Below are 23500 nucleotides of genomic sequence, written 5' to 3'. Positions count from 1 at the left end.
GATCCTGCCCTTCACCCGTCTCAACAGCCGGGGCGGTTCCCGAAGTTCCACCACTCGTACACCCGATCGAGTGGTTGTGGGCGGTCAGTCCCAGGCTCCCACGTCGACCGGAAGGTCCGCGATCTCCGCGAGGTCCGCCGCCGTGAGCCGCAGCCGCGCCGCCCCGGCGTTCTCCACCGCCCAGTGCGCACGGTCCGCCCCGGGCACCGGTACCACCTGCGGTCCCTGGGCCAGTACCCAGGCCAGGGCCACCTGCGCGACCGTCACCCCGGGCCCGTGCCGCCGCGCCACCCGCCGCAGCCCCGCCACCAGGACCTGGTTGGAGGCCATGGCCTCGGCCGTGAAGCGCGGGTGCCGGGCCCGGACGTCCTGCGGCTCGAATCCCTCGCCCGGTGTGAGCGTCCCGGTCAGGAACCCGCTGCCCAGCGGCATCGCCGCCAGGAACCCCACCCCGCGCGCGGCGCACCACGGCAGCAACTGCGAAGCCGCCTCGGGTGACCACACCGACAGCTCCGCCTGCACGGCGCTCACCGGGAAGACCTGCTGCAGCCGCTCCAGGTGCCGCAGCGTCGTGCGGTACCCGCGGTCGCCGCGCCGTCCGGCCCCCGGTCCGGCGCCGGCGCCCAGCGCGCAGTAGCCGAGCGCCCGTACCTTCCCCGCGCCCACCAGCTCCGCCATGGCGCCCCAGGTCTCCTCCACCGGAACCTCCGGGTCCACCCGGTGCAGCTGATAGAGGTCTATGACGTCGGTGCGCAGCCGCCGCAGCGAGGCGTCGCACGCCCGCCGCAGGTAGCCGGGGCGGCCGTCGGCCACCACGTGCTGGTCGCCGGCCCGCAGTCCGACCTTGGCCGACACGAACGCGTCGGACCGCCGCTCCCGCAGCACCCGTCCCAGCAGCAGCTCGTTGGTGTACGGCCCGTAGACGTCGGCCGTGTCCAGCAGGTTCGACCCCAGGTCCAGCGCGGCGTGCACGGCGGCCAGCGACTCGTGCCCCCGCCGCCGCGAAGGCGTGTACGCCCAGCTCATCGGCATGCACCCGAGGCCGACGGCGCCCACGCTCAGCGCCCCCGCCCCGATCGACCTGCGCTCCACCGCTGCGTCCCCCTCCGCTCCGGCCACCAAACTAACGGCTTGATCAAGACGGCTTGGCATAGCCTCGTGATCATGACTGCAACGCCACGGGACGTCTGGCTCCCCTTCTCCGCCGAAGAGGTCGCCGGCCTCCCCGACTCCTTCCGGTACCGCCAGTGGGACGGCGAGGACGCCTTCCCGGCCGATCCGGCCGACTGCGTCTTCTACGTGGCCCCCTACATGAAATCCGCCGAGGTCACCGTGCGCCCGCTCGCCGCGATGCCCGCCGTACGCGTCGTGCAGACCCTGACGGCCGGCCTCGACGACGTGCTGAGCCGCCTCGGGGACCTGCGTCCGGGCGTCCGGCTGTGCAACGCCGCAGGGGTCCACACGGCCAGCACCGCCGAACTGGCCCTCGCGCTGACCCTCGCCTCCCTGCGCGGCATCCCCGGCATGGTCCGCGGACAGGACCGCGAGGACTGGCGCTCCGGCTTCTACGACGCCCTCGCCGACAAGTCAGTTCTGATCATCGGCTACGGATCCATCGGCTCCGCGATCGAGGACCGGCTCGTGCCCTTCGAGTGCGAGCGGATCGAACGCGTCGCCCGTTCCGCTCGCACCACCGCCCGGGGCCCGGTGCACGCCCTCACCGACCTGCCCCGGCTCCTGCCGCGGGCCGATGTGGTCATCGTCGTGACGCCCCTGACCGACGCCACCCGGGGTCTGGTGGGCGCCGGTTTCCTCGGCCGGATGAAGGACAGGGCGCTGCTCGTGAACGTGTCGCGCGGGCCCGTCGTCGACACCAAGTCCCTCCTGGCGGAAGTGGAGTCGGGGCGGCTGCGCGCGGCGCTCGACGTCACCGACCCGGAACCGCTGCCCGCCGGCCACCCGCTCTGGCACGCCCCGAACGTCCTGATCACACCGCACGTGGGCGGCAGCAGCTCCGCCTTCGCGCCGCGCGCCAAGCGCCTCGTGGCCCGCCAGCTCACCCGCTTCGCCGCCGGGGACCCCGTGGAGCACACGGTGCTGGTCACCGAGTGACCCGCCCACCGGTACGCTCCGCAGTCGTCCGAACGCGCGCGGTCGCCGCAACTCCCTTATCGGTAACAGAGCGTAGAGCAACTATGTCCCTGAGTGACGAAAGTGGTGTATCGTCCGGAAGAAGGGGCTGCGTCAGGAACGTCTGACGCTGGGGAGTGATCGGACACTTTGGGGGGCGACGGGCGATGCACGGCCAATGGACGAAGGATCCGACGCGGCACAGCCGCCGCAGGCGACGCTGCCGGGACTGGGCCGCGCCGGAACATGCCGGCGAGGGGGACCGGTGAGCACCCCGGGGGCGGCGCTCCTGGACCGGCCGTCCGTCTCGGGCGGAGGCAGGGGCCTGGCGATGCAGCTGATCCTCGCGGTCGTCAGCGGCGGGTACGCCGTGGGCGCCGCCCTCAACTGGGGGTCCGAGGAAGTCGCCGAGATCATGGGCGACTTCGGACTCAGCGCCGCCGGCCTGCTCGCCGCCGTCTCCTGCTACACCTACGCGCGCACGATCGACAGCCGGGAACGCCCCGCCTGGCTGCTCTTCGCCTTCTCCTCCCTCATGGGGGCCTGCGGCAACGCCGTCTGGGGCTGGTACGAGGTGATCCTCGGCGAAGCCGTGCCGAAGCCCTCGCTCGCCGACTTCGCCTTCCTCTGCTTCGCCCCGCCCGCCATCGTGGGCCTCCTCGTCCTCGCCAAACGCCCCGTCACCCGCGCCGGCTGGGTCTGCCTCGGCCTGGACTCCTGGCTCATCGGCGGCTCCCTGCTGACCCTGTCCTGGAGCCTGGCCCTCGCGCACGCCGCGCGGACCGCGCAGTCCGGGGCCCCCGGCAGCGTCCCGCGGGCCGCGCTCTCCCTCGCGTACCCCCTGCTGGACATCGCGCTCGTCTCGATGGTCCTCGTGCTGCACTTCCGGCGCAGCGAGACCAACCGCTCCGCCGTCAACACCGCCATCGCGGCGCTGGCCCTGACCGTCCTCAGCGACGCCCTGTTCACCTCGCCCCTGCTGAGCGCCGAGTACCAGTCCGGACAGCTGCTCGACGCCGGCTGGTTCGCCGGCTCGCTGCTGCTCGCGTACGCCCCTTGGGGCGCCCGGCGCATGCACCAGGGCCCGGTGCCGCCCGGCCCGCCGCGCAGGGACCGGCCGCACAGCCGCCCGATCACCGGTTCGCTGCCCGCCCTCACGCCGTACCTCGCGGCCGCCGTGTGCACCCTCGGCATCCTCTACAACGTCGTGGACGGCCGGAAGGTCGACCGGATGGTCGTGTTCACCGGGTGCACCGTCGTGCTCGCCCTCGTCATCCGGCAGGGCATCATGCTCCTCGACAACATCGCCCTGACCCAGGAACTGGCGCAGAAGGAGAACCACTTCCGTTCCCTCGTCCAGGGTTCCAGCGACGTCATCATGATCGCCGCACCCACCGGGACCCTGCGCTACGTCAGCCCGGCCGCCGCCGGGGTGTACGGCCGCGAGGCGGAGGAGCTCGTCGGCACCGAGCTGGCCACCCTGATCCACCCCGACGACCTCGGCCGGGTGGTCCACGAAGTGCGCCGGTTTTTGGCCGCACCACCCACCGAGGAGCCCACCACCCGCATCGAATGCCGCTTCAAGTCGGGCGGCGGCGAGTGGCTGAACGTGGAGTCCACCGTCAACCGCCACCAGGGCGGGCTCATCCTCAACAGCCGGGACGTCACCGAGCGCGTCCGGCTCCAGGCCCAGCTCCAGCACAGCGCGGAGCACGACCCGCTGACCGACCTCCCCAACCGGGCGCTCTTCACCCGGCGCGTGCGCCAGGCCCTGACCGGCCGCCGCGCGGGCGACCACAGCACCGCCGTGCTCTTCATCGACCTCGACGGCTTCAAGGCGGTCAACGACACCATCGGCCACCAGGCCGGCGACGAACTGCTCGTCGAGGCCGCCCGCCGGCTCCAGGACTCCGTCCGGGCCGGGGACACCGCCGCCCGGCTCGGCGGCGACGAGTTCGCCGCGCTGATCCTGGGCGACGGCAGCCGCGACCGCAGCGCCCGCGAGTACCAGGTCCGCGAGATCGCCGACCGGCTGCGCACCAGGCTCTCCCAGCCGTACCGCATCGGCGGCAGCGAGGTGCGGGTGGCCGCCAGCATCGGCGTGGCCTTCGCCGACCCCGGGATCAACCCTTCGGACCTGATGCGCAACGCGGACCTGGCGATGTACCGGGCCAAGGCGGGCGGCAAGGACCGCGTCGAGACCTACGTCCCGCAGATGCAGGCCGAGGTCGTCCGCAAGGCCGAGCTGGCGGGCAGGCTGCGCACCGCACTGCACGAGGGCGAGTTCGCCCTGCTGCACCAGCCCGTGGTCTCGCTGGCCACCGGCGAGATCGCGGCCGTCGCCGCGCAGGCGCGCTGGCGCTCGGCCCAGGGGATCCTCTTCACGCCGGCGGAGTTCCTCCGCGTGGCCGAGTACAGCGAGGGGGCCGCGGGCGGCGGCCCCGGCGGCGCTCCCGACGCCTCGCGCACCGCCGAGCTGGGCCGCTGGATGCTGGAGGAGGCCGTCGAGCAGGCCGCCGACCGGCACCGCGCCGGGCACGACGTGCCCGTCGCCGTACGGATGACCGCCCAGCGGCTCCTGGACAGCGCGATGCCGCTCAGCACCGTGGAAGCCCTGCTGACCCGGCACGGCCTGCCCTCCGGGGCCCTGGTGCTGGAGCTGGCGGTGTCCGACCCCAGGGTCCCCTTCGACGACCTGGAGCGCCGCCTGGCGGCCCTGCACCGGCTCGGGGTGGGGATCTCCCTGGACGGCTTCGGCAGTGGCTATGCCGCCATCAGCGCCCTGCGCCGGCTGCCCGTGGACATGCTCAAGCTGGACCGGGGCCTGGTGGAGGGAGTGGTCGAGTCCGCCCGCCTGCACAAGATCACAGCCGGGCTCTTGCGGATCGCAAACGACCTCGGCATGCGGTCCGTGGCCGACGGGGTGGACCTGCCGGAGCAGGTGGCCGCGCTGCGCGCGATGGGGTGCACGCACGGACAGGGGATGGCCTTTTCCGGCCCCCTCGACGAGTACAGGCTGCGCCGTGCGCTGGTGCGCGGTACGTTCCCAGTACCGGGCGGAGCGGCCCAGCCTGCGCTCGCGGGGGGCTCCTCCGGGGGCTCCATGGTCATCCACAGAGGCTCACATAATGAGACGCCCGTCCCACCTACTTGACATCACCCTCCCGCCAGAGGGAGGGTCAATGCCATGCGCACCCGAATTCTCGTACTTGGAAAGCGCGTCGGCTGAAGCTGGGACCTGCATGTCCCCGCTCAACACACCCGACGCGCTCCCCTCGCTTGCCTCCTGGCACGAGGGGTTTTTTGTTGCACTGGCACAGAGTCGAATCCGCGTAGAACCCTCAGCTTCGAGAAGAGAATGCCGATGACCGAGCAGGCCACCGGGGCCCACCATCCGCAGCCGCGGCCCCGTTCCGGCGGACAGCAGTCCGCCGCAGTTGAGCACGTCACGGGTGCGCAGTCCCTCATCCGCTCTCTCGAAGAGGTGGGGTGCGACACCGTCTTCGGGATTCCGGGAGGCGCCATCCTCCCCGCGTACGACCCGATGATGGACTCGAAGAAGGTCCGTCACATCCTGGTCCGCCACGAGCAGGGGGCCGGCCACGCCGCCACCGGCTACGCCCAGGCCACCGGCAAGGTCGGCGTCTGCATGGCCACGTCGGGCCCGGGCGCCACCAACCTGGTCACCCCCATCGCCGACGCGCACATGGACTCCGTCCCGCTCGTCGCGATCACCGGGCAGGTCTCCTCCAAGGCGATCGGCACCGACGCCTTCCAGGAGGCGGACATCGTCGGCATCACGATGCCGATCACCAAGCACAACTTCCTGGTCACCAGGGCCGAGGACATCCCCAAGACGATCGCCGAGGCGTTCCACATCGCCGCCACCGGCCGTCCCGGACCCGTCCTCGTCGACATCGCCAAGGACGCCCTGCAGGCCAAGACCACCTTCGCGTGGCCGCCCGCGCCGGACCTGCCCGGCTACCGGCCGGTCACCAAGCCGCACGCCAAGCAGATCCGCGAGGCCGCCAAGCTCATCTGCCAGGCCAAGCGCCCGGTGCTGTACGTCGGCGGCGGCGTCATGAAGTCCGGCGCCACCGCGGAGCTGAAGGTCCTGGCCGAGCTGACCGGCGTCCCGGTCTGCACCACCCTGATGGCCCTCGGCTCCTTCCCCGACAGCCACCCGCTGCACGTGGGCATGCCCGGCATGCACGGCAGCGTCACCGGCGTCACCTCGCTGCAGAAGTCGGACCTGCTGATCGCGCTCGGCACCCGCTTCGACGACCGCGTCACCGGCAAGCTGGACAGCTTCGCCCCCCACGCGAAGATCATCCACGCGGACATCGACCCGGCGGAGATCGGCAAGAACCGCGCCGTCGACGTCCCGATCGTCGGTGACGCCCGCGAGGTCATCGCCGACCTGATCCAGGCCGTCCAGGCCGAGCACACCGAGGGCAACGCCGGCGACTACACCGCCTGGTGGAACGACCTCAACCGCTGGCGCGAGACCTACCCGCTCGGCTACGACCTGCCCGCGGACGGCAGCCTCTCGCCGCAGCAGGTCATCGAGCGCATCGGTGCGCTCGCGCCGAAGGGCACGGTCTTCGCGGCCGGTGTCGGCCAGCACCAGATGTGGGCGTCGCACTTCGTCAAGTACGAGGAGCCCCGCACCTGGCTGAACTCCGGCGGCGCCGGAACCATGGGCTACGCGGTCCCGGCCGCGATGGGCGCCAAGGTCGGCATGCCCGAGCGCACGGTCTGGGCGATCGACGGCGACGGCTGCTTCCAGATGACCAATCAGGAACTGGTCACCTGCGCCCTGAACAACATCCCGATCAAGGTCGCGATCATCAACAACGGTGCGCTGGGCATGGTGCGCCAGTGGCAGACGCTGTTCTACAACCAGCGGTACTCCAACACCGTCCTGCACGCCGACGAGACCGGTCACGACACGGTCGGCTCCCAGCTCGGCGAGTCCATCGCGCCCCGCAAGGGCACGCGCGTCCCGGACTTCGTCAAGCTCTCCGAGGCCATGGGCTGCGTGGCGCTGCGCTGTGAGGACCCGGCCGACCTGGACAAGGTCATCGCCGAGGCCAACGCGATCAACGACCGTACCGTCGTCATCGACTTCATCGTCCACGAGGACGCCATGGTGTGGCCGATGGTCGCCGCCGGCACCTCCAACGACGAGGTCATGGCGGCCCGGGGCGTCCGTCCCGACTTCGGCGACAACGAAGACGACTGAGCCGAGAGAGCCTGAGAGAGAGAACGCCTCACATGTCCAAGCACACGCTCTCCGTCCTGGTCGAGAACACGCCCGGCATCCTCGCCCGGATCGCCGCCCTGTTCTCCCGCCGCGGGTTCAACATCGACTCCCTCGCGGTCGGAGTCACCGAGCACCCCGACATCTCCCGCATCACCATCGTCGTCAACGTCGAGGACCTCCCGCTGGAGCAGGTGACCAAGCAGCTGAACAAGCTGGTCAACGTGCTCAAGATCGTCGAGCTGGAGCCGCACAACGCCATCGAGCGCGAACTCGTCCTGGTGAAGGTCCGCGCCGACAACGAGACCCGCTCGCAGATCGTCGAGATCGTCCAGCTGTTCCGCGCCAAGACGGTCGACGTCTCCCCGGAGGCCGTCACCATCGAGGCGACCGGCGGCTCCGACAAGCTCGGCGCGATGCTCAAGATGCTGGAGCCCTTCGGCATCAAGGAACTCGTGCAGTCCGGCACGATCGCCATAGGGCGCGGCGGACGGTCCATCACGGACCGCAGCCTGCGCGCGCTCGACCGCAGCGCCTGACCCGGCCGGCGGGGGGCGCCCACGCCACGACGGCCGCCCCCCGGCCCCGGCAGACACGCTCGGCCCGCATAGCGAGACCGACAAACTCAGATTCCGTTCCCCGCCGTACGGTGGGAGCAACACCAGCGCACCAAGGAGATATCCCAGTGGCCGAGCTGTTCTACGAGAACGACGCCGACCTGTCCATCATCCAGGGCCGCAAGGTCGCGGTCATCGGTTACGGCAGCCAGGGCCACGCCCACGCGCTGTCGCTCCGTGACTCCGGCGTCGACGTCGTCGTCGGCCTGAAGGAGGGCTCGAAGTCCAAGGCCAAGGCCGAGGAGCAGGGCCTGAAGGTCGTCCCCGTGGCCGAGGCCGCCGAGTGGGCGAACGTCATCATGATCCTCACGCCGGACCCGCTGCAGGCCGAGATCTACGAGGAGTCCATCAAGGACCACCTCAAGGAGGGCGACGCGCTCTTCTTCGGCCACGGCTTCAACGTCCGCTACGGCTTCATCAAGCCCCCCACCAACGTGGACGTCGCCCTGGTCGCGCCGAAGGGTCCGGGCCACCTGGTCCGCCGCCAGTACGAGGAGGGCCGCGGCGTCCCGTGCATCGCCGCCGTCGAGCAGGACGCCACCGGCAAGGCCTTCGACCTGGCGCTCTCCTACGCCGCCGGCATCGGCGGCACCCGCGCCGGTGTCATCAAGACCACCTTCACCGAGGAGACCGAGACCGACCTGTTCGGTGAGCAGGCCGTCCTCTGCGGTGGTGCGTCCGCGCTGGTCAAGGCCGGTTTCGAGACCCTGACCGAGGCGGGCTACCAGCCGGAGATCGCCTACTTCGAGTGCCTGCACGAGCTGAAGCTCATCGTCGACCTCATGTACGAGGGCGGCTTGGAGAAGATGCGCTGGTCGGTCTCCGAGACCGCCGAGTGGGGCGACTACATCACCGGCCCGCGCGTCATCACCGACGCCACCAAGGCCGAGATGAAGAAGGTCCTGGAGGAGATCCAGAGCGGCAAGTTCGCCGAGGAGTGGATGGCCGAGTACAAGGCCGGTCTGCCGAAGTACAACGAGTACAAGAAGGCCGACTCCGAGCACCTGCTGGAGACCACCGGCAAGAAGCTGCGCAAGCTGATGAGCTGGGTCGACAACGACGAGAGCTGATCCCGCGACGGTGGGGCCGGGACGGACGGGTCCCGGCCCCACCGCGCATCACCGGGCGGTACGGCACATGCCGCACCGGTGGCCGGAGCGCCGGGAACGGGGCCCGCTGGGCCACGGCTTGTCCACCCCGGCCAACCACGGAAGAGTGATCCTTCCGGACAGGCGGAAAACCGGTCCGTCCGCGCCACTACACTGCTCAACACATACGCGTCAGGCCCACAGTGTCGTGCGTCTTCCACGCGGCTACCCCCTCCACCGCCTGCGGCCGTCGGGACGGCCGTCCGCACTGGACTTGTGAGGATGACCCACGTGAGCTCGAAACCTGTCGTACTCATCGCCGAAGAGCTGTCGCCCGCCACCGTCGAGGCGCTCGGCCCGGACTTCGAGATCCGCCACTGCAACGGCGCCGACCGCGGCGAGCTGCTCCCCGCGATCGCCGACGTCGACGCGATCCTGGTCCGCTCCGCCACCAAGGTCGACGCCGAGGCCATCTCCGCGGCGAAGAAGTTGAAGGTCGTCGCCCGCGCCGGCGTCGGTCTGGACAACGTCGACGTCTCCGCCGCCACCAAGGCCGGCGTCATGGTCGTCAACGCCCCGACCTCGAACATCGTGACCGCGGCCGAACTCGCCTGCGGCCTGCTCGTCGCCACCGCCCGCAACATCCCGCAGGCCAACACCGCCCTGAAGAACGGCGAGTGGAAGCGGAACAAGTACACGGGCGTCGAGCTCAGCGAGAAGACCCTCGGCGTCGTCGGCCTCGGCCGCATCGGCGTCCTCGTCGCGCAGCGCATGTCGGCCTTCGGTATGAAGATCGTCGCGTACGACCCCTACGTCCAGCCCGCGCGCGCCGCCCAGATGGGCGTCAAGATGCTGACGCTGGACGAGCTCCTGGAGGTCGCCGATTTCATCACGGTGCACCTGCCCAAGACCCCCGAGACCCTCGGCCTCATCGGGGACGAGGCCCTGCACAAGGTCAAGCCGTCCGTACGCATCGTCAACGCCGCGCGCGGCGGCATCGTCGACGAGGCCGCCCTGTTCTCCGCCATCAAGGAGGGCCGCGTCGCCGGCGCCGGTCTCGACGTGTACGCGAAGGAGCCCTGCACGGACTCCCCGCTCTTCGAGCTCGACCAGGTCGTCTGCACCCCGCACCTCGGCGCGTCCACGGACGAGGCCCAGGAGAAGGCCGGTGTGTCGGTCGCCAAGTCGGTGCGCCTCGCCCTCGCCGGTGAGCTCGTACCGGACGCGGTCAACGTCCAGGGCGGTGTCATCGCCGAGGACGTCCGTCCGGGCCTGCCGCTCGCCGAGAAGCTCGGCCGGATCTTCACCGCCCTCGCGGGCGAGGTCGCGGTCCGCCTCGACGTCGAGGTCTGCGGCGAGATCACCCAGCACGACGTCAAGGTGCTCGAACTGTCCGCGCTCAAGGGTGTCTTCGAGGACGTCGTCGACGAGACGGTCTCCTACGTCAACGCCCCGCTCTTCGCGCAGGAGCGCGGCGTCGAGGTCCGCCTGACCACCAGCTCGGAGTCCCCGGACCACCGCAACGTGGTGACCGTCCGCGGCACCCTGTCGGACGGTCAGGAGGTGTCGGTCTCCGGCACCCTCGCGGGCCCGAAGCACCTGCAGAAGATCGTGGGCATCGGCGAGTACGACGTGGACCTGACGCTCGCCGACTACATGGTCGTGCTGCGCTACACCGACCGCCCCGGCGTGGTCGGCACGGTCGGCCGCGTCCTCGGCGAGGGCGGGCTGAACATTGCGGGCATGCAGGTCGCCCGCGCGGAGGAGCACGGCGAGGCCCTCGCGGTCCTCACCGTCGACGCCGAGGTGCCGGCGGGTGTCCTCGCGGACATCGCCGCCGAGATCGGTGCCGCCTCGGCGCGCACCGTCAGCCTCGCCTGACGCCGTCGCGGCAGTGACATGAGGAAGGGCCCGGGGGAGACCCCGGGCCCTTCCGCGTTCCGCCGGCCGCGCCGCGCCGGTCAGTGGTACGCGGCCTCGTGCTCCCGCGCCGCGACGGCCGGGGCGGGGGCGCCGATGCCCCGCAGCAGGGCGGCGGCGAGCACGGCCGCGCCGAGCAGCAGTGCCGTGCCGCCCCAGGCCGCGTACTGCATGCCGTGGACGAAGGCCTCGCGGGCCAGGGCCAGGAGGTGCTCGCCGGCCGCCCCGCCGGTCCGGTGGGCGGTGGCGACGGCGCCGCCGAGGGTCTCGCGTGCCGCGGGCTCGGCGCCCGCCAGGTCGCCGCGGTAGACCGCGGTGCCCACGCTGCCGAGCACCGCCATGCCCAGGGCGCCGCCGAACTCCGTACCCGTCTCCAGCAGCGAGGCGGCGGAGCCCGCCTTCTCGGCGGGGACCGCGCCCAGGGCCATGTCGGAGACCAGGGACATCACGGTGACGATCCCCGAGGCCAGGACGCCCGCGCCGGTCAGGATCAGCCACAGCGAGTCGGTGCCCACCAGGCCGATCAGCGCGAAACCGGCGGCGGCGAGGACGAATCCGCCGGCGACGACGTACGCCCGGTCCGTCTTCTGCGCCAGGATCGCGGAGACCGGGGCCGCCGCACCGATGACGACCGAGGGCGCGAGGCTCCACAGGGCGGCTTCCAGGGTGCCCATGCCGAGCACCGACTGGAGGTACTGGGTGGTGAAGTAGGCCGAGCCGAGCATGGCGAAGGCGGCGAGGGTGTTCAGCGCGATGCCCGCGCCGAAGCCCCGGCCCCGGAACAGCGCCCGGCTGACCATGGCGTCCTCACGGCCCCGCTGGCGGCGCACGAAGGCGTACCCGAACAGCGCACCGACGGCGAGGCAGGCCTGGGGGAGGGGCTCGAAGCCCTCGGCGGCGATCTCCTTGAGGCCGTACACGACCGGCAGGACGGCGGCCATGGACAACGGGACGGACCACAGGTCGAAGCGGCCTGGCGCGGGATCCTTGAACTCCGGGACCAGGACCGGGACCAGGGCCAGCAGGAGCACCATCGCGGGCACGTTGATCAGGAAGACGGAGCCCCACCAGAAGTGGTTCAGCATCACGCCGCTCAGGACGGAGCCGAGGGCGATGCCGCCGGTCATGGCTCCGGACCAGATGGCGATGGCCCTGCCGCGCTGCCCGGCGTCATGGAAGAGGTTGCGGACGAGGGCCAGCGTGGACGGCATCAGGGTCGCGCCGCCGATGCCGAGCAGGACACGGGCCGCGATGAGCATCTCGGCGCTGGTGGCGTAGGCCGCGCCCACCGACGCGAGCCCGAAGGCGCCCGCGCCGATCAGCAGCAGCCGGCGGCGGCCGATCCGGTCGCCGAGCGAGCCCATCGTGATGAGCAGGCCGGAGAGGGCGAAGGCGTAGCTGTCGAAGATCCAGAGCTGCTGGGTGGCGCTCGGGTCGAGCTGTTCGGTGATCGCCGGGATGGCGAAGTAGAGCACCGAGACGTCCATCGAGACCAGGAGCAGCGGCAGCAACAGGACGGTGAAAGCAGTCCATTCGCGGCGGCCGGCGGGGCGCGCTGTGGCGGCGGGGTTCGTCATGCCGAGAAACATACACACGTCTTAAACGACTGTCTATGACGCTTGTATGGAACCTTCGTCTAGGACTGCCGTCTAGGACATCTGTCTTGCTACGGTGGGGCCATGGGACATCGCGAAGATCTGCTCGAAGGTGCCAAGAAGTGCCTGGTGGACAAGGGGTTCGTGCGCACCACCGCGCGCGACATCGTCAGTGCGTCGGGAACGAACCTGGCCTCCATCGGCTACCACTACGGCTCGAAGGACGCGCTGCTCACCGAGGCCTTCATCGGCCTGATGGAGGAGTGGGGTGCGGTCTTCCAGGACGGCCTGGCCGGTGAGGGCGGGTCGCTGGAACGCTTCCGCGCGCTCTGGGAGGGCGTCCTCCAGCAGCACGAGAAGTCCGCGCCGGTCTGGTCGGCCAGCCTGGAGGTGGCGCTCGGCCGGGACCAGCGGCCCGAGCTGCGGGCCATGCTCGCGGCCTCGCAGGCCGAGGGCCGCCGCGGCCTGATCTCGATGCTGACCGGCACGCCGGAGGACCAGCTCGACGAGCGGGACGTGCGGACCCTGGGCTCCTTCTACCAGGCGCTGCTCAACGGCCTCATGATCCAGTGGCTCTTCGACCCGGAGTCGGCGGCCACGGCCGAGGAGTTCACCGAGGGCATGCGCCGGGCGGCCGAGACGATGACCCGCCCGCGGGCGTAGCCCGGGCCGGTGCGGATCCGGCTGCCGAGCCGCAGCCGGGGCCGGGGCCGGGGCCGGGGCCGGAGCCGATGAGCCGGCTACAGCGTGATGACCACCTTCGCGCGGGCGTGCTCCACCTCCAGGTACCCGATCGCCTCGGGCACTTCGTGCAGGGGGTAGGTGCGGTCGACGGCCGGGGTGAGGCGGCCGGACTCGACCAGTTCGCGCAGGTCGGCCAGGTTCCGGTGGTCCGGCGTCGCCGTGAGGACGCGCAACCGGTGGCGTACGAAGGGCGAGAGCGCCCAGCCCTTCAGCAGCAGGGCCATCGGCCCCACCAGGCTGCCCCCCTCGGACACGCCGCCACCGGAGAGGACCAGCGTGCCTCCGGGGGCCAGTGCCCGGCGGCACGCGGTGAGCGAGCGGTTGCCCACCAGGTCGAGGACGAGGTCGTAGCACGGGTCGCCGCGGGTGAAGTCCTCGCGGGAGTAGTCGACGACGTGGTCGGCGCCCAGCGCGCGCACCAGCTCCGTGTTCCTCTGCCCGCACACGCCGGTCACCTCCGCCCCGAACGCCTTCGCGATCTGAACGGCGAAGGTCCCCACACCGCCTGACGCGCCGTTGACCAGGACCCGGTGCCCCGGCCGCACGCCACCCAGGTCACGCAGCCCCATGAGGGCGGTGTTCCCCGCCAGTGGGATCGCGGCCGCCTGCTCGTACGAAAGGTTCGCGGGCATCGGCCCCACCGCGTCGGCCGGGGCGCACACGTACTCGGCGAAGGCGCCGTCGGCCTCGCCGAACACCTCGTCGCCGGGGCGCAGCCGGGTCACTTCCCGGCCCACCTCCTCCACCCGGCCCGCGAAGTCGGTGCCGCGTACGCGCGCTTTCGGACCGCGCAGGCCCAGCGCCGGCCGGGCCAGGTAGGGGTCGCCCCGCATGAGGTGCCAGTCGCGCGCGTTGACCGAGGCCGCGTGCACCCGTACGAGCACCTCCCGGTCGCCGACCGGGGGCCGCCCGACCTCCCTCAACTCCAGTACGGCGGGGGAGCCGTACCGGTCCTGGACGATCGCCTTCATCCGGGCCTCCGTGGCGCACCGGCCGGTGCGGAAAGGGTCCGCGGGCAACCGGCAGGCGCTGTTCGCGACGGTAGGGCGCCGGACACCGCGCGGGCATCGGGGACAGCCCTGACAGCTGCCCCGGGGTTACCCTCAGGCCAGGCGGGAGGCTTTCAGGGCCATGTGCAGCAGCAGGCGGTCCTCGCCCGCGTCCAGGTCGAGGCCGGTGAGCTGTTCCACGCGGCCCAGCCGGTAGTAGAGGGTCTGGCGGTGGATGCCGAGGGCGGCCGCGGCGCGGCCCGCCTGACCGGCGCAGTCGAGGAACACCTCGGCCGTGCGGGCCAGTTCGCGGTGGGCGGGGGCGAGCAGGGGCCGGGCCGCCGGATCGTCCACCGGGTCGGCGGCCAGACTCGCCAGCAGCCGGTACGGACCGATCTGCGACCACTGGGCGACCGGGCCGAGCCGTGGCTCGGCGACCGCCGCGCGGGCCGCGGCGACGGCCTGCTCCCAGGCGGCGGGCAGGTCGGCGAGGCCGCGGACGGGGTCGGCGACCCCGGCGGTCATCCGGCGCGCGCCGCCGGCCGGGAGGCCGCCGGCCGCGGGGCCCGCCGTACCGCCCGGTTCCGTTGCCGGGCCGGCCGCCGCCTTCGCCCTCGGTCCGGCGGCCCCTGCTCCGGCCGCCGCCTTGGCCCGTGATCCGACGGTGTCCGCTCCGGCCGCCGCCTTCGCCCGTGCTCCCGCGGTGCCCGCCGCGGCCGCCGGTTCCGCCGTGCGCGGCAGCAGCCGTGCCACCGCCGTCAGTGCCGGAGCCAGCCCGTCCGTGGAGCGCAGCCGGAGCAGTACGGCCAGGGCCGGGCCCCCGCCCGCCGGTCCGGTGCCCGCCGCGTCGCCGGGCTCGCCCGCGCCGTCGCCCCGCCGGGGTACGACGCACACCGCCGCCGCGCCCGGTACGGACGCCGGAGCCTCGCCGGACCACGGCGCCACGCACACCGCCGCGTGCAGGCCGTCCCCGCCCGGCCCGAGGGCGGCCCGCAGCGCGGCCACCGCCATGTCCTGCTGCCATCCCCGGCCGGCCGTGAGCACCGCCTGGAACTCCCGCGACAGGTCCGCCCCCGCCTTCGCCTCCTCGGCCAGCAGCACCCCGATCCGCTGGGCCACCTCCATGGCCGCGGTCAGCGCCGCCGGGTCGGGGCCCGGCGTGCCGGGTTCCTGGTCGAGCAGCCACACGTAGCCCTGCACGATGCCCCGGTGCCGCACCGGCAGGCAGATCCGGCCCCGGTACACCCCCGCCTCGGGCGCCGCCGGGATGCGGACGGGGCCGGTGGCGCGGGCGATGCCGAAGCCCTCGAACCAGGACCGGACGGCCGCCGTCGACTGCCGGGTCAGGATCGAGCGGGTCCGTACCGGGTCCATCGCGAGATCGTCGTCGCTGTCGTGGGCGCCGAAGGCGATGAGGCGGAAGTCCCGGTTCTCCAGGGTCGCCGGGGCGCCGAGCAGCGCCGAGATCTCGTCCACCAGGTCCTGGTAATCGCCCTTCACCCGGCCATTCTCCCACTCCTGCCCCTCCTCTTCAGACAGATGTATGAGTTCGCGGACACGGATGCGTGACAGCTGTCGATGGCAGAGGATCAAAGCGATCCTTAGGTTTCACGGTGGTTTCACTTGCGCTTTTCTTCTGCCACCCGCTGGAGGTGCCCCGTGCTGGGTCCCGTGATCCTCGCCGCTTCGCGCAGCGACAAGATGCGTCGTATCGTCTCTGCCGCCCCGGTGACCAAGCCCGTGGTGAACCGGTTCATCCCCGGCGAGACCGTCGATCAGGTCATCCCGATCGTCGAGGACCTCACGCGGGCCGGCCTGGAGGTCACCCTCGACGTCGTCGGCGAGGACATCACCGAGGTGGAGCAGTCCCACGCCGCCCGCGACGCCTACCTCCAGCTCATCGAACGGCTCGCGGAGCTCGGCCTCGGCGAGAAGGCCGAGATGTCCGTGAAGCTGTCCATGTTCGGCCAGGCGCTGGAGGGCGGCCACGAGCTGGCGCTCGCCAACGTCCGCCCGGTCGTCGAGGCGGCCGCCGCCATCGGCACCACCGTGACGCTGGACGCCGAGGACCACACCACCCTCGACTCGATGTTCGCCATCCACGAGGAGCTGCGGAAGGACTTCCCGCAGACCGGCTGCGTGATCCAGGCGTACCTCTTCCGCACCGAGGCCGACGCCCGCCGGCTGGCCGCCAACGGCAGCCGCGTGCGGATCGTCAAGGGCGCCTACAAGGAGCCCGCCGAGGTCGCGTACCAGGACAAGGCGGAGATCGACAAGGCGTACGTCCGCATCCTGAAGACCCTGATGGACGGCGAGGGCTACCCGATGATCGGGTCCCACGACCCGCGCCTCATCGCCATCGGCCAGGAGCTCGCGCGCAAGGCCGGGCGCAAGCTGGACGAGTACGAATTCCAGATGCTGTACGGCATCCGCAGCGAGGAGCACCTGCGGCTCGCCGCCGAGGGCCACCGCATGCGCGTCTACACCGCGTACGGGACGGACTGGTACGGCTACTTCATGCGCCGTCTCGCGGAGAAGCCGGCCAACCTGCTCTTCTTCGTCCGCTCGATGATCACCAAGAACTAGCCACGAACCAGGTCAAGGAGTTACCAGCCCCATGGATGCTGTGACCCAGGTCCCCGCTCCGGTCAACGAGCCGGTCCACTCGTACGCCCCCGGCACCCCGGAGCGCACGCGCCTCGAAGAGCAGCTCAAGCAGCTGTCCGAGAACCCGATCGACCTTCCGATGACGATCAACGGCGTCAAGCGGATGGGCGGCGGTGAGCGCTTCGACGTGGTCCAGCCGCACGACCACAAGTCGGTGCTCGGCACCTACGCCAACGCCACGGAGGCCGACGCCCAGGAGGCGATCGACGCCGCCCTGGCCGCCGCCCCGGCCTGGCGCGCGATGTCCTTCGACGACCGCGCCGCGATCATCCTGCGCGCCGCCGAGCTGCTGTCCGGTCCGTGGCGCGAGAAGCTCGCCGCATCCACCATGCTGGGCCAGTCGAAGACCGCACAGCAGGCGGAGATCGACACCCCGTGCGAGCTCGTCGACTTCTGGCGCTTCAACGTCCACTTCGCCCGCCAGATCCTGGCCGAGCAGCCGGTCGCGAACTCCGCCGGCGTGTGGAACCGCAGCGACCACCGCCCGCTCGAAGGCTTCGTCTACGCGATCACGCCGTTCAACTTCACGGCCATCGCCGGCAACCTGCCGACCGCTCCCGCCCTGATGGGCAACGTGGTCCTGTGGAAGCCCTCCCCGACGCAGACCCACTCCGCGGTCCTGCTCATGGAGCTCCTGGAGGAGGCCGGTCTGCCCAAGGGCGTCATCAACCTGGTGACGGGCGACGGCATCGCCGTGTCCGAGGTGGCCCTGAACCACCCGGAGCTGGCCGGTATCCACTTCACCGGCTCGACCAAGACCTTCCAGTACCTGTGGAAGACGGTCGGCAACAACATCGAGAAGTACAAGTCCTACCCGCGCCTGGTCGGCGAGACCGGCGGCAAGGACTTCGTCGTCGCGCACCCGTCCGCCGACCGCGCGATCCTGAAGACCGCCCTCACCCGCGGCTCCTTCGAGTTCCAGGGCCAGAAGTGCTCGGCGTCCTCGCGCGCCTACGTTCCGGCCTCCATCTGGAACGACGGCTTCAAGGAGGCCTTCGCGGCCGAGGTCGACGGCATCACCATGGGCCCGGTCACCGATCTGACCAACTTCATCGGCGCCGTCATCGACGCGCGCTCCTTCGCGAAGAACAAGGCCGCGATCGACCGCGCCAAGGCCGACCCGACCTGCGAGATCGTCGCCGGCGGCAGCTACGACGACTCGGAGGGCTACTTCGTCCGCCCGACCGTCATCGTGTGCACCGACCCGGAGAACGAGGTCTTCACGACCGAGTACTTCGGCCCGATCCTGGCGATCCACGTCTACGAGGACGAGAACTACGACGCCATGCTGGCGCAGATGGAGTCCGTCTCGGCCTACGCCCTGACCGGCTCGATCATCGCCGCGGACCGCTACGCGGCGGCGGACGCGATGGAGAAGCTCCGCTTCGCGGCGGGCAACTTCTACATCAACGACAAGTCCACCGGCGCCGTCGTCGGCCAGCAGCCCTTCGGCGGCGGCCGCGCCTCGGGCACCAACGACAAGGCCGGCGCCGCGTCCAACCTGCTGCGCTGGACCTCGACCCGCTCCATCAAGGAGACCCTGGTCCCGCCGACCGAGTACGGCTACCCCCACATGGGCTGACCTCCGGCCCCCGCTGAACCCCGCCCCCGCTCCGGTACCCCCAAGTCCGGAGCGGGGGCGGTCCCCATTCCGGCCCCGGCCGACTCCCGCCGGCGGGGTCACACCTCCACGATGACCTGGTCCAGGGATTTGCGGACCAGGTCCGGGACCACGCAGTCGGCCGCCGGGTAGCCCACCGGGACGACCGCGAAGGCCTTCTCGTTCGCCGGGCGGTCCAGGACGTCGCCCAGGAAGCGCATCGGGCTCGGTGTGTGGACCAGCGCGGCGAGGCCGCTCAGGTGCAGGGCGGACAGCAGCATGCCGACCGCGATGCCGACCGACTCGTCCACGTAGTAGTGCTTGCGCTTCGTGCCGTCCGGGCCGAGCCAGTACCGCTGCTGGAAGACCACGATCAGCGCGGGGGCGTCCGTCAGGTGGGTCTTCACGGCGTCCGTGCCGAGCGGGCGCAGGGCCGCCAGCCACTCCTCGCCCAGGCGGCCGTCGTAGGACAGCTCCTCCTCCTCTTCCGCGGCCGCGCGGATCCGGGCGCGGACGGCCGGGTCCTTGACCAGGACGAAGGTCCACGGCTGCTGGTGCGCCCCGGACGGCGCGGTCGCCGCGCAGGCGACGGCGTCCCGCACGACCTGCTCGGGCACGGGGTCGGGCGAGAAGTGGCGTACGGTCCGCCGCTCGTCCATCCTGGCCCGCAGTTCGGCCGCCCGCGCCAGGGATTCGCCCTGCGGCATCCGCGCGGGCCGGTACGGGGCGGGGCGGTACGGCTGGCCGTGGGTGGGGGTCCACTGCTGGGTGTCGGACGACATGGGCCCAGTCTGCGAGCCGTTGGTCCAGACCGCTAGGCGCGGTTCGGCCGACGACGGCCGGACTGCGGCACTCTGCGTCCGCAATGCGGAACTTGGTACGGTCGCGGGACACCGACGGGCTGGAGCCGTGATGGACACGCTGACCGCGCACACCTCGCAGCTGAGCGCCGACGAGCTCCGGGCGATCAGGTCCCTCCTCGACGACGCCTTCGACGGGGACTTCGCCGACGAGGACTTCGAGCACGCGCTCGGCGGGATGCACGTCGTGATCGGCGTCGACGGCCGGCTCGTCGCCCACGGCAGCGTCGTGCAGCGGCGGGTCGTGCACCGCGGACGCGCCCTGCGCACCGGATACGTCGAGGCCGTGGCCGTGCGGGCGGATCTGCGGCGCCGGGGTCTCGGCGGGCAGGTGATGGCCCGGCTGGAGGAGGTCGTCGCGGGGGCCTACGAGTTCGGTGCGCTCTCCGCGTCCGAGGAGGGGGCCGGGCTCTACCTCGCCCGCGGCTGGTCGGTGTGGCCGGGCCGCCTCGGGGCGCTCTCGCCGGAGGGGCCCGTGCGGCTGCCCGAGGAGGAGGGCTCGACCTACGTGTGGACACCGCCCGGCGGCATCCGCCCGGACCCCGCCGCGCCGCTCGACTTCGACTGGCGCGACGGGGACGTCCTGTAGGGACGCTCCCCCCGGCCGGACACCCCTAGGGGGTGTCCGGCGGATCATGGCCGGGCCCGGCCCGCGCGGCGCCGCGCCCCGCCGCGTTGTCGTCGGTCGCCGACGCTCCGCGTCGACTCCCTCCTCCGCCTTGCAATCCACAGCACCGGACAGCCCGGACTGTCCGACCTTGATCCGCCGGACACCCCCTAGCCCGAGACGCTCGCCGTGCCCGTCTCGATGTGGCCCGTGTAGCGGCGCGACCAGGTGCCGTCGGAGTCGGCCAGGACCGTGAAGTCGTACCAGCCCTTGTGGTAGGCCACCGCGTTGAAGAAGTCCTCGCGGGAGGAGTTCGCCGGGACGGTGTACGTCCACGGGCCGTCCGAACGGTAGGCGTTGGAGCGGATGGTGAAGGTGACGGGGGAGGCGGAGGAGTTCGTCATCCTGAACCAGATCGCCGTCTTGCCGGTGCCGGGCTCCACCGCGTACCGCGCCGCCACCTCGATCGCCCGGCCCGCCTTGGACGCGTCGCCGATGAAGCGGCGCAGGAAGCGGTTCGGCCCGTACATCGAGATGTCGTACGCGCCGGAGCCGTGGCCCAGCCCGATGTGGAAGTAGTCCGTGGCCGTGCCGCCCGGGTCCACCGTGTACTGCCAGGCCGTCGTGTCCCGGTGCTGGTGCGGGTGGATCGAGAAGTGCGCCGGCCGTTGGGCGCGGGCGCCCTGGTTGGTCATCGAGAACCAGGCGGTGATCTGCCCGACCGGCCCGAACTCGAAGCGGTCCAGGTTGCCGTTGACCTGGTAGGGCAGGGCCCGCGCCGGGCGGGTTCCGGGCTCCTGGGCCGGGAGCGCGTTGTCCTGGGGCACCGGGTTGGGCAGCGGCCCGCAGGTCGCCTGCCCGATCACCTTCGCGGTCGACGGCAGGCCCGCGGGGACCCCGTACACCGGGCGGGTGAAGTCGAAGACCCCGGTCAGGTCGCCCACCACCCTGCGGCGCCAGGCGCTGATGTTCGGGCAGACGGCGGGGGTGCCGAGGGCGGCCGTCCAGGTCTCCATGAAGCGCAGCACGGAGGTGTGGTCGAAGACCTCCGAGCTGACCCAGCCGCCGCGCGTCCACGGGGACATGACCAGCATGGGGACGCGGAAACCGAGCCCGACCGGAAGGCCGTCCAGGTACTCGCCGGGGGTGCCGGGCGGGGCGACCGGAGGCGGCACGTGGTCGAAGAAGCCGTCGTTCTCGTCGTAGTTGAGGAACAGGACGGTGGAATCGAACACCTCCCGGTTCGCGGCGAGCGCCCGGTACACCAGGTCCACGAAGTGCGCGCCGTCGCCGGGCGGGGCGTACGGGTGCTCCGAGAAGGCCTCGTTCGCGACGACCCAGGACACCTGGGGGAGGGTGCCCGCGACGACGTCGGCGCGGATCGCGGCCGCGATGTCGTCCGGGGTGGAGCCGGTGACCCTGGGGACCGAGCCCATGCCCCGGTCCCACAGCGGGTTCCCGGGGGCTGCGTCGGTGAAGTTCTTGAAGTAGGCGAGGCCGTTGTCGCCGTAGTTGTCCTGGGCGTTCTGGTAGACCTTCCACGTCATGCCGGCACGCTGGAGGGCCTCCGCGTACGTCTCCCAGGTCAGCCCCGATTCGTCGCCGCCGTCCTTGCTGGCCGCGTCGATCTTCCCGCTCCACAGGAACGTGCGGTTCGGGCCGGTCGCGCTGAGCGCGGAGCAGAAGTACGCGTCGCAGATCGTGTAGTGGTCGGCGAGGGCGTAGTGGAAGGGGATGTCGCCCCGGTCCAGGTGCCCGAGGGTGCGGGTGCTGCCGACGCCCAGGACCCAGTTGTCCATGCGGCCCTTGTTCCAGGCCGCGTGCTGCGAGGTCCAGCTGTGCGGGAGGTCGCCGGCGCACTGGGCCAGGGTCTCGCCGTCCGCGCCGCCCGCCGGCGGGGTGGCGGAGAGCTTCCACGGGTACTGCCGGCCGCCCCAGTTGGGCTGGTTGAAGGTGCTCCAGCCGCCCGGGATGTTGCCGGCGGCGCGGTCGCCGAAGCCGCGGACGCCCTTCAGCCTGCCGAAGTAGTGGTCGAAGCTGCGGTTCTCCTGCATCAGGACCACCACGTGCCTGACGTCGCCGATGGTCCCGGTCGCGGCGGCCGCGGCCGCCGACGACGGGGCCGCGACGGGCAGAGCCGCCCCCGCCACCAGCCCCGCGCCGATCCCCACGAAACCTCTTCGGCTGATCGGTGTCACTGGCCCCTCGCCTCCCACTGCGGTGCCCCGTCGGCACGTCGACGGCAAGGGTGGCGGCGGTGGCCGCAAAGGTCTACATCCGCGCGGTAAGAGTTCGGTGAACTTCGCGTCGGCCGGAATCAGCCGCCGATCCGCACGAGCATCTTGCCCACGTTATCCCCGCGGAGCATGCCCCGGAAGGCGTCCACCGTGTGCTCGAACCCCTGCACAACGGTGGTATCGGTGCCGATCCGGCCATTGCGTAGATGTGGGACGAGGAGATCCTCCAACTCGTCCTGGTGATTGGTGTGATGGCGGACCAATACGCCTTCCAGGCGCAGCGACTTGTGCACGACCTCGAAGAGGTTGCGGGGCGCGGCGGGAGAGCGGTCGCCGTTGTACGTCGAGACGGCGCCGACCCAGGCGATCCGCCCGAACTCGCGCAGCGCCCCGATCGCCCCCTCGAGGTGCTCGCCGCCCACATTGTCCACGTAGACGTCGATGCCCTCGGGGGCGGCCTGCGCGAGCTGCTCGCCCACGGGGCCGTCGTGGTAGTCGAACGCCGCGTCGAAGCCGAGGACTTCGGTGAGGTGGCGGACCTTCGCCGCCGAGCCGGCGCTGCCGATGATCCGCCGGGCGCCCAGCAGCCGCGCGATGTGCCCGGTGGCGGTGCCGACCCCGCCGGCGGCGGCGGAGACGAAGAGGTCCTCGCCCTCCCGGAGCGCCGCCGTCCGCGTCAGCGCGGCGTACGCCGTCAGTCCGGTCCCGCCGAGGATCGAGAGGTACGCCTCCAGCGGGACGCCCGCGTGGCCGCGCAGCCGGCGGGTACCGGCCTCGCCGAGGGTGACGAGGGCGTGCGTGCGCCATCCTTCGCGGTGGAAGACCAGGTCGCCCTCGCGCAGTCCCGGGTCGCGGGAGGCGATCACCCGCCCCACCGAGCGGCCCTCCAGCGGGGTGTTCAGCTCGAAGCCGCCTTCGCCGCCGTCCATCAGGCCGCGGTGGTAGGGGTCGACGGAGAGCAGGAGGTTCTCCACCAGGGCGGTGCCGGGCCGCGGCTCCGGGACCGGCGAGGTGACGTAGGCGAAGTCGGAGGCGGCGGGGAAGCCGTTCGGACGGGCGATCTGGTGGACGGCATGAGCGGTGTGCGTGGTCATGGCCCCGACGCTAGGAAGGAATCCCCGGGCCGGGCAGGGGGTTGGGCTCATGGAAGCGCCGTATCCATGAACGGCACTCATACGACGAG

At 71.8% G+C, this 23500-nt stretch carries 17 protein-coding genes; 10 read left to right on the top strand and 7 right to left on the bottom strand.

Annotated features, from left to right (window positions below):
- Positions 1 to 84: 84 nt before the first annotated feature.
- Positions 85 to 1092, bottom strand: a complete 1008-nt coding sequence (locus AC2RP6_RS13715) for an aldo/keto reductase (RefSeq protein ID WP_486446477.1) — start codon at positions 1090 to 1092, stop codon at positions 85 to 87.
- Positions 1093 to 1164: 72 nt separating this feature from the next.
- Between AC2RP6_RS13715 and AC2RP6_RS13710 the strand changes: the two genes are divergently transcribed.
- From AC2RP6_RS13710 to serA, 6 genes are all read left to right on the top strand, one after another.
- Positions 1165 to 2112 carry a 2-hydroxyacid dehydrogenase gene (locus tag AC2RP6_RS13710; protein WP_486446476.1) on the top strand — a complete coding sequence of 316 codons (948 nt, stop codon included), beginning with the start codon at positions 1165 to 1167 and terminating at the stop codon, positions 2110 to 2112.
- A gap of 283 nt (positions 2113 to 2395) precedes the next feature.
- Positions 2396 to 5284, top strand: coding sequence for a putative bifunctional diguanylate cyclase/phosphodiesterase (locus tag AC2RP6_RS13705; RefSeq protein ID WP_486446475.1), 2889 nt, complete (start codon positions 2396 to 2398; stop codon positions 5282 to 5284).
- 204 nt (positions 5285 to 5488) lie between these two features.
- Positions 5489 to 7375, top strand: coding sequence for an acetolactate synthase large subunit (locus AC2RP6_RS13700; protein ID WP_486446474.1), 1887 nt, complete (start codon positions 5489 to 5491; stop codon positions 7373 to 7375).
- Positions 7376 to 7407: 32 nt separating this feature from the next.
- A complete protein-coding gene (gene ilvN / locus AC2RP6_RS13695; protein ID WP_030027475.1) occupies positions 7408 to 7932 on the top strand; it encodes an acetolactate synthase small subunit in 525 nt (174 codons plus the stop codon).
- 146 nt (positions 7933 to 8078) lie between these two features.
- Positions 8079 to 9080, top strand: a complete 1002-nt coding sequence (gene ilvC, locus AC2RP6_RS13690) for a ketol-acid reductoisomerase (protein WP_030664757.1) — start codon at positions 8079 to 8081, stop codon at positions 9078 to 9080.
- A gap of 309 nt (positions 9081 to 9389) precedes the next feature.
- Entirely contained in the window at positions 9390 to 10979 is a 1590-nt protein-coding gene (serA, locus tag AC2RP6_RS13685) for a phosphoglycerate dehydrogenase (protein ID WP_486446473.1), read from the top strand.
- Between the two features lie 80 nt (positions 10980 to 11059).
- Here serA and AC2RP6_RS13680 read toward each other — a convergent pair whose 3' ends face one another.
- A complete protein-coding gene (locus tag AC2RP6_RS13680) occupies positions 11060 to 12595 on the bottom strand; it encodes an MFS transporter (protein WP_486446472.1) in 1536 nt (511 codons plus the stop codon).
- 102 nt (positions 12596 to 12697) lie between these two features.
- Between AC2RP6_RS13680 and AC2RP6_RS13675 the strand changes: the two genes are divergently transcribed.
- Positions 12698 to 13276 (top strand): TetR/AcrR family transcriptional regulator, encoded by a 579-nt coding sequence (locus AC2RP6_RS13675; RefSeq protein WP_486446471.1) that lies wholly within the window; start codon positions 12698 to 12700, stop codon positions 13274 to 13276.
- A 77-nt stretch (positions 13277 to 13353) separates the two neighbouring features.
- Here the strand turns inward: AC2RP6_RS13675 and AC2RP6_RS13670 are convergent, their stop codons facing one another.
- Together AC2RP6_RS13670 and AC2RP6_RS13665 are read right to left on the bottom strand one after the other, a co-directional pair.
- Positions 13354 to 14328, bottom strand: a complete 975-nt coding sequence (locus AC2RP6_RS13670) for an NAD(P)-dependent alcohol dehydrogenase (protein ID WP_486446470.1) — start codon at positions 14326 to 14328, stop codon at positions 13354 to 13356.
- A 132-nt stretch (positions 14329 to 14460) separates the two neighbouring features.
- Complete coding sequence (locus AC2RP6_RS13665; protein ID WP_486446469.1) at positions 14461 to 15846, bottom strand: PucR family transcriptional regulator; 1386 nt, start codon at positions 15844 to 15846, stop codon at positions 14461 to 14463.
- A 159-nt stretch (positions 15847 to 16005) separates the two neighbouring features.
- Here AC2RP6_RS13665 and AC2RP6_RS13660 point away from each other — a divergent pair, with 159 nt between their 5' ends.
- Together AC2RP6_RS13660 and pruA are read left to right on the top strand one after the other, a co-directional pair.
- Positions 16006 to 16932, top strand: a complete 927-nt coding sequence (locus tag AC2RP6_RS13660) for a proline dehydrogenase family protein (RefSeq protein WP_486446468.1) — start codon at positions 16006 to 16008, stop codon at positions 16930 to 16932.
- Positions 16933 to 16963: 31 nt separating this feature from the next.
- Positions 16964 to 18595 (top strand): L-glutamate gamma-semialdehyde dehydrogenase, encoded by a 1632-nt coding sequence (gene pruA / locus AC2RP6_RS13655; protein WP_486446467.1) that lies wholly within the window; start codon positions 16964 to 16966, stop codon positions 18593 to 18595.
- 98 nt (positions 18596 to 18693) lie between these two features.
- Here the strand turns inward: pruA and AC2RP6_RS13650 are convergent, their stop codons facing one another.
- On the bottom strand, positions 18694 to 19395 hold the full coding sequence (locus AC2RP6_RS13650) for a nitroreductase family protein (protein ID WP_486446466.1): 702 nt from the start codon (positions 19393 to 19395) through the stop codon (positions 18694 to 18696).
- Between the two features lie 130 nt (positions 19396 to 19525).
- On the opposite strand from AC2RP6_RS13650, the gene AC2RP6_RS13645 reads away from it, so the two are divergent.
- The gene (locus tag AC2RP6_RS13645; protein ID WP_486446465.1) at positions 19526 to 20062 is read left to right on the top strand and encodes a GNAT family N-acetyltransferase; all 537 of its coding nucleotides are present in this window, start codon (positions 19526 to 19528) and stop codon (positions 20060 to 20062) included.
- 188 nt (positions 20063 to 20250) lie between these two features.
- Here the strand turns inward: AC2RP6_RS13645 and AC2RP6_RS13640 are convergent, their stop codons facing one another.
- On the bottom strand, positions 20251 to 22278 hold the full coding sequence (locus AC2RP6_RS13640; protein WP_486446464.1) for a phosphocholine-specific phospholipase C: 2028 nt from the start codon (positions 22276 to 22278) through the stop codon (positions 20251 to 20253).
- A gap of 119 nt (positions 22279 to 22397) precedes the next feature.
- Positions 22398 to 23411 (bottom strand): NADP-dependent oxidoreductase, encoded by a 1014-nt coding sequence (locus AC2RP6_RS13635; RefSeq protein ID WP_486446463.1) that lies wholly within the window; start codon positions 23409 to 23411, stop codon positions 22398 to 22400.
- Between the last annotated feature and the right edge of the window lie 89 nt (positions 23412 to 23500).

It is taken from the genome of Streptomyces sp. WAC03905, from assembly GCF_057371075.1.
This window is presented reverse-complemented; position numbering and strand designations above follow the sequence as displayed.

What these genes read in the sequence shown, in the direction of transcription:
- AC2RP6_RS13710 (WP_486446476.1), top strand. Translation starts at nt 1,165, where the DNA reads ATGACTGCAACGCCACGGGACGTCTGGCTCCCCTTCTCCGCCGAAGAG.
- AC2RP6_RS13700 (WP_486446474.1), top strand. Translation starts at nt 5,489, where the DNA reads ATGCCGATGACCGAGCAGGCCACCGGGGCCCACCATCCGCAGCCGCGG.
- ilvN (WP_030027475.1), top strand. Translation starts at nt 7,408, where the DNA reads ATGTCCAAGCACACGCTCTCCGTCCTGGTCGAGAACACGCCCGGCATC.
- AC2RP6_RS13680 (WP_486446472.1), bottom strand. Translation starts at nt 12,595, where the DNA reads ATGACGAACCCCGCCGCCACAGCGCGCCCCGCCGGCCGCCGCGAATGG.
- AC2RP6_RS13675 (WP_486446471.1), top strand. Translation starts at nt 12,698, where the DNA reads ATGGGACATCGCGAAGATCTGCTCGAAGGTGCCAAGAAGTGCCTGGTG.
- AC2RP6_RS13670 (WP_486446470.1), bottom strand. Translation starts at nt 14,328, where the DNA reads ATGAAGGCGATCGTCCAGGACCGGTACGGCTCCCCCGCCGTACTGGAG.
- pruA (WP_486446467.1), top strand. Translation starts at nt 16,964, where the DNA reads ATGGATGCTGTGACCCAGGTCCCCGCTCCGGTCAACGAGCCGGTCCAC.
- AC2RP6_RS13650 (WP_486446466.1), bottom strand. Translation starts at nt 19,395, where the DNA reads ATGTCGTCCGACACCCAGCAGTGGACCCCCACCCACGGCCAGCCGTAC.
- AC2RP6_RS13645 (WP_486446465.1), top strand. Translation starts at nt 19,526, where the DNA reads ATGGACACGCTGACCGCGCACACCTCGCAGCTGAGCGCCGACGAGCTC.
- AC2RP6_RS13635 (WP_486446463.1), bottom strand. Translation starts at nt 23,411, where the DNA reads ATGACCACGCACACCGCTCATGCCGTCCACCAGATCGCCCGTCCGAAC.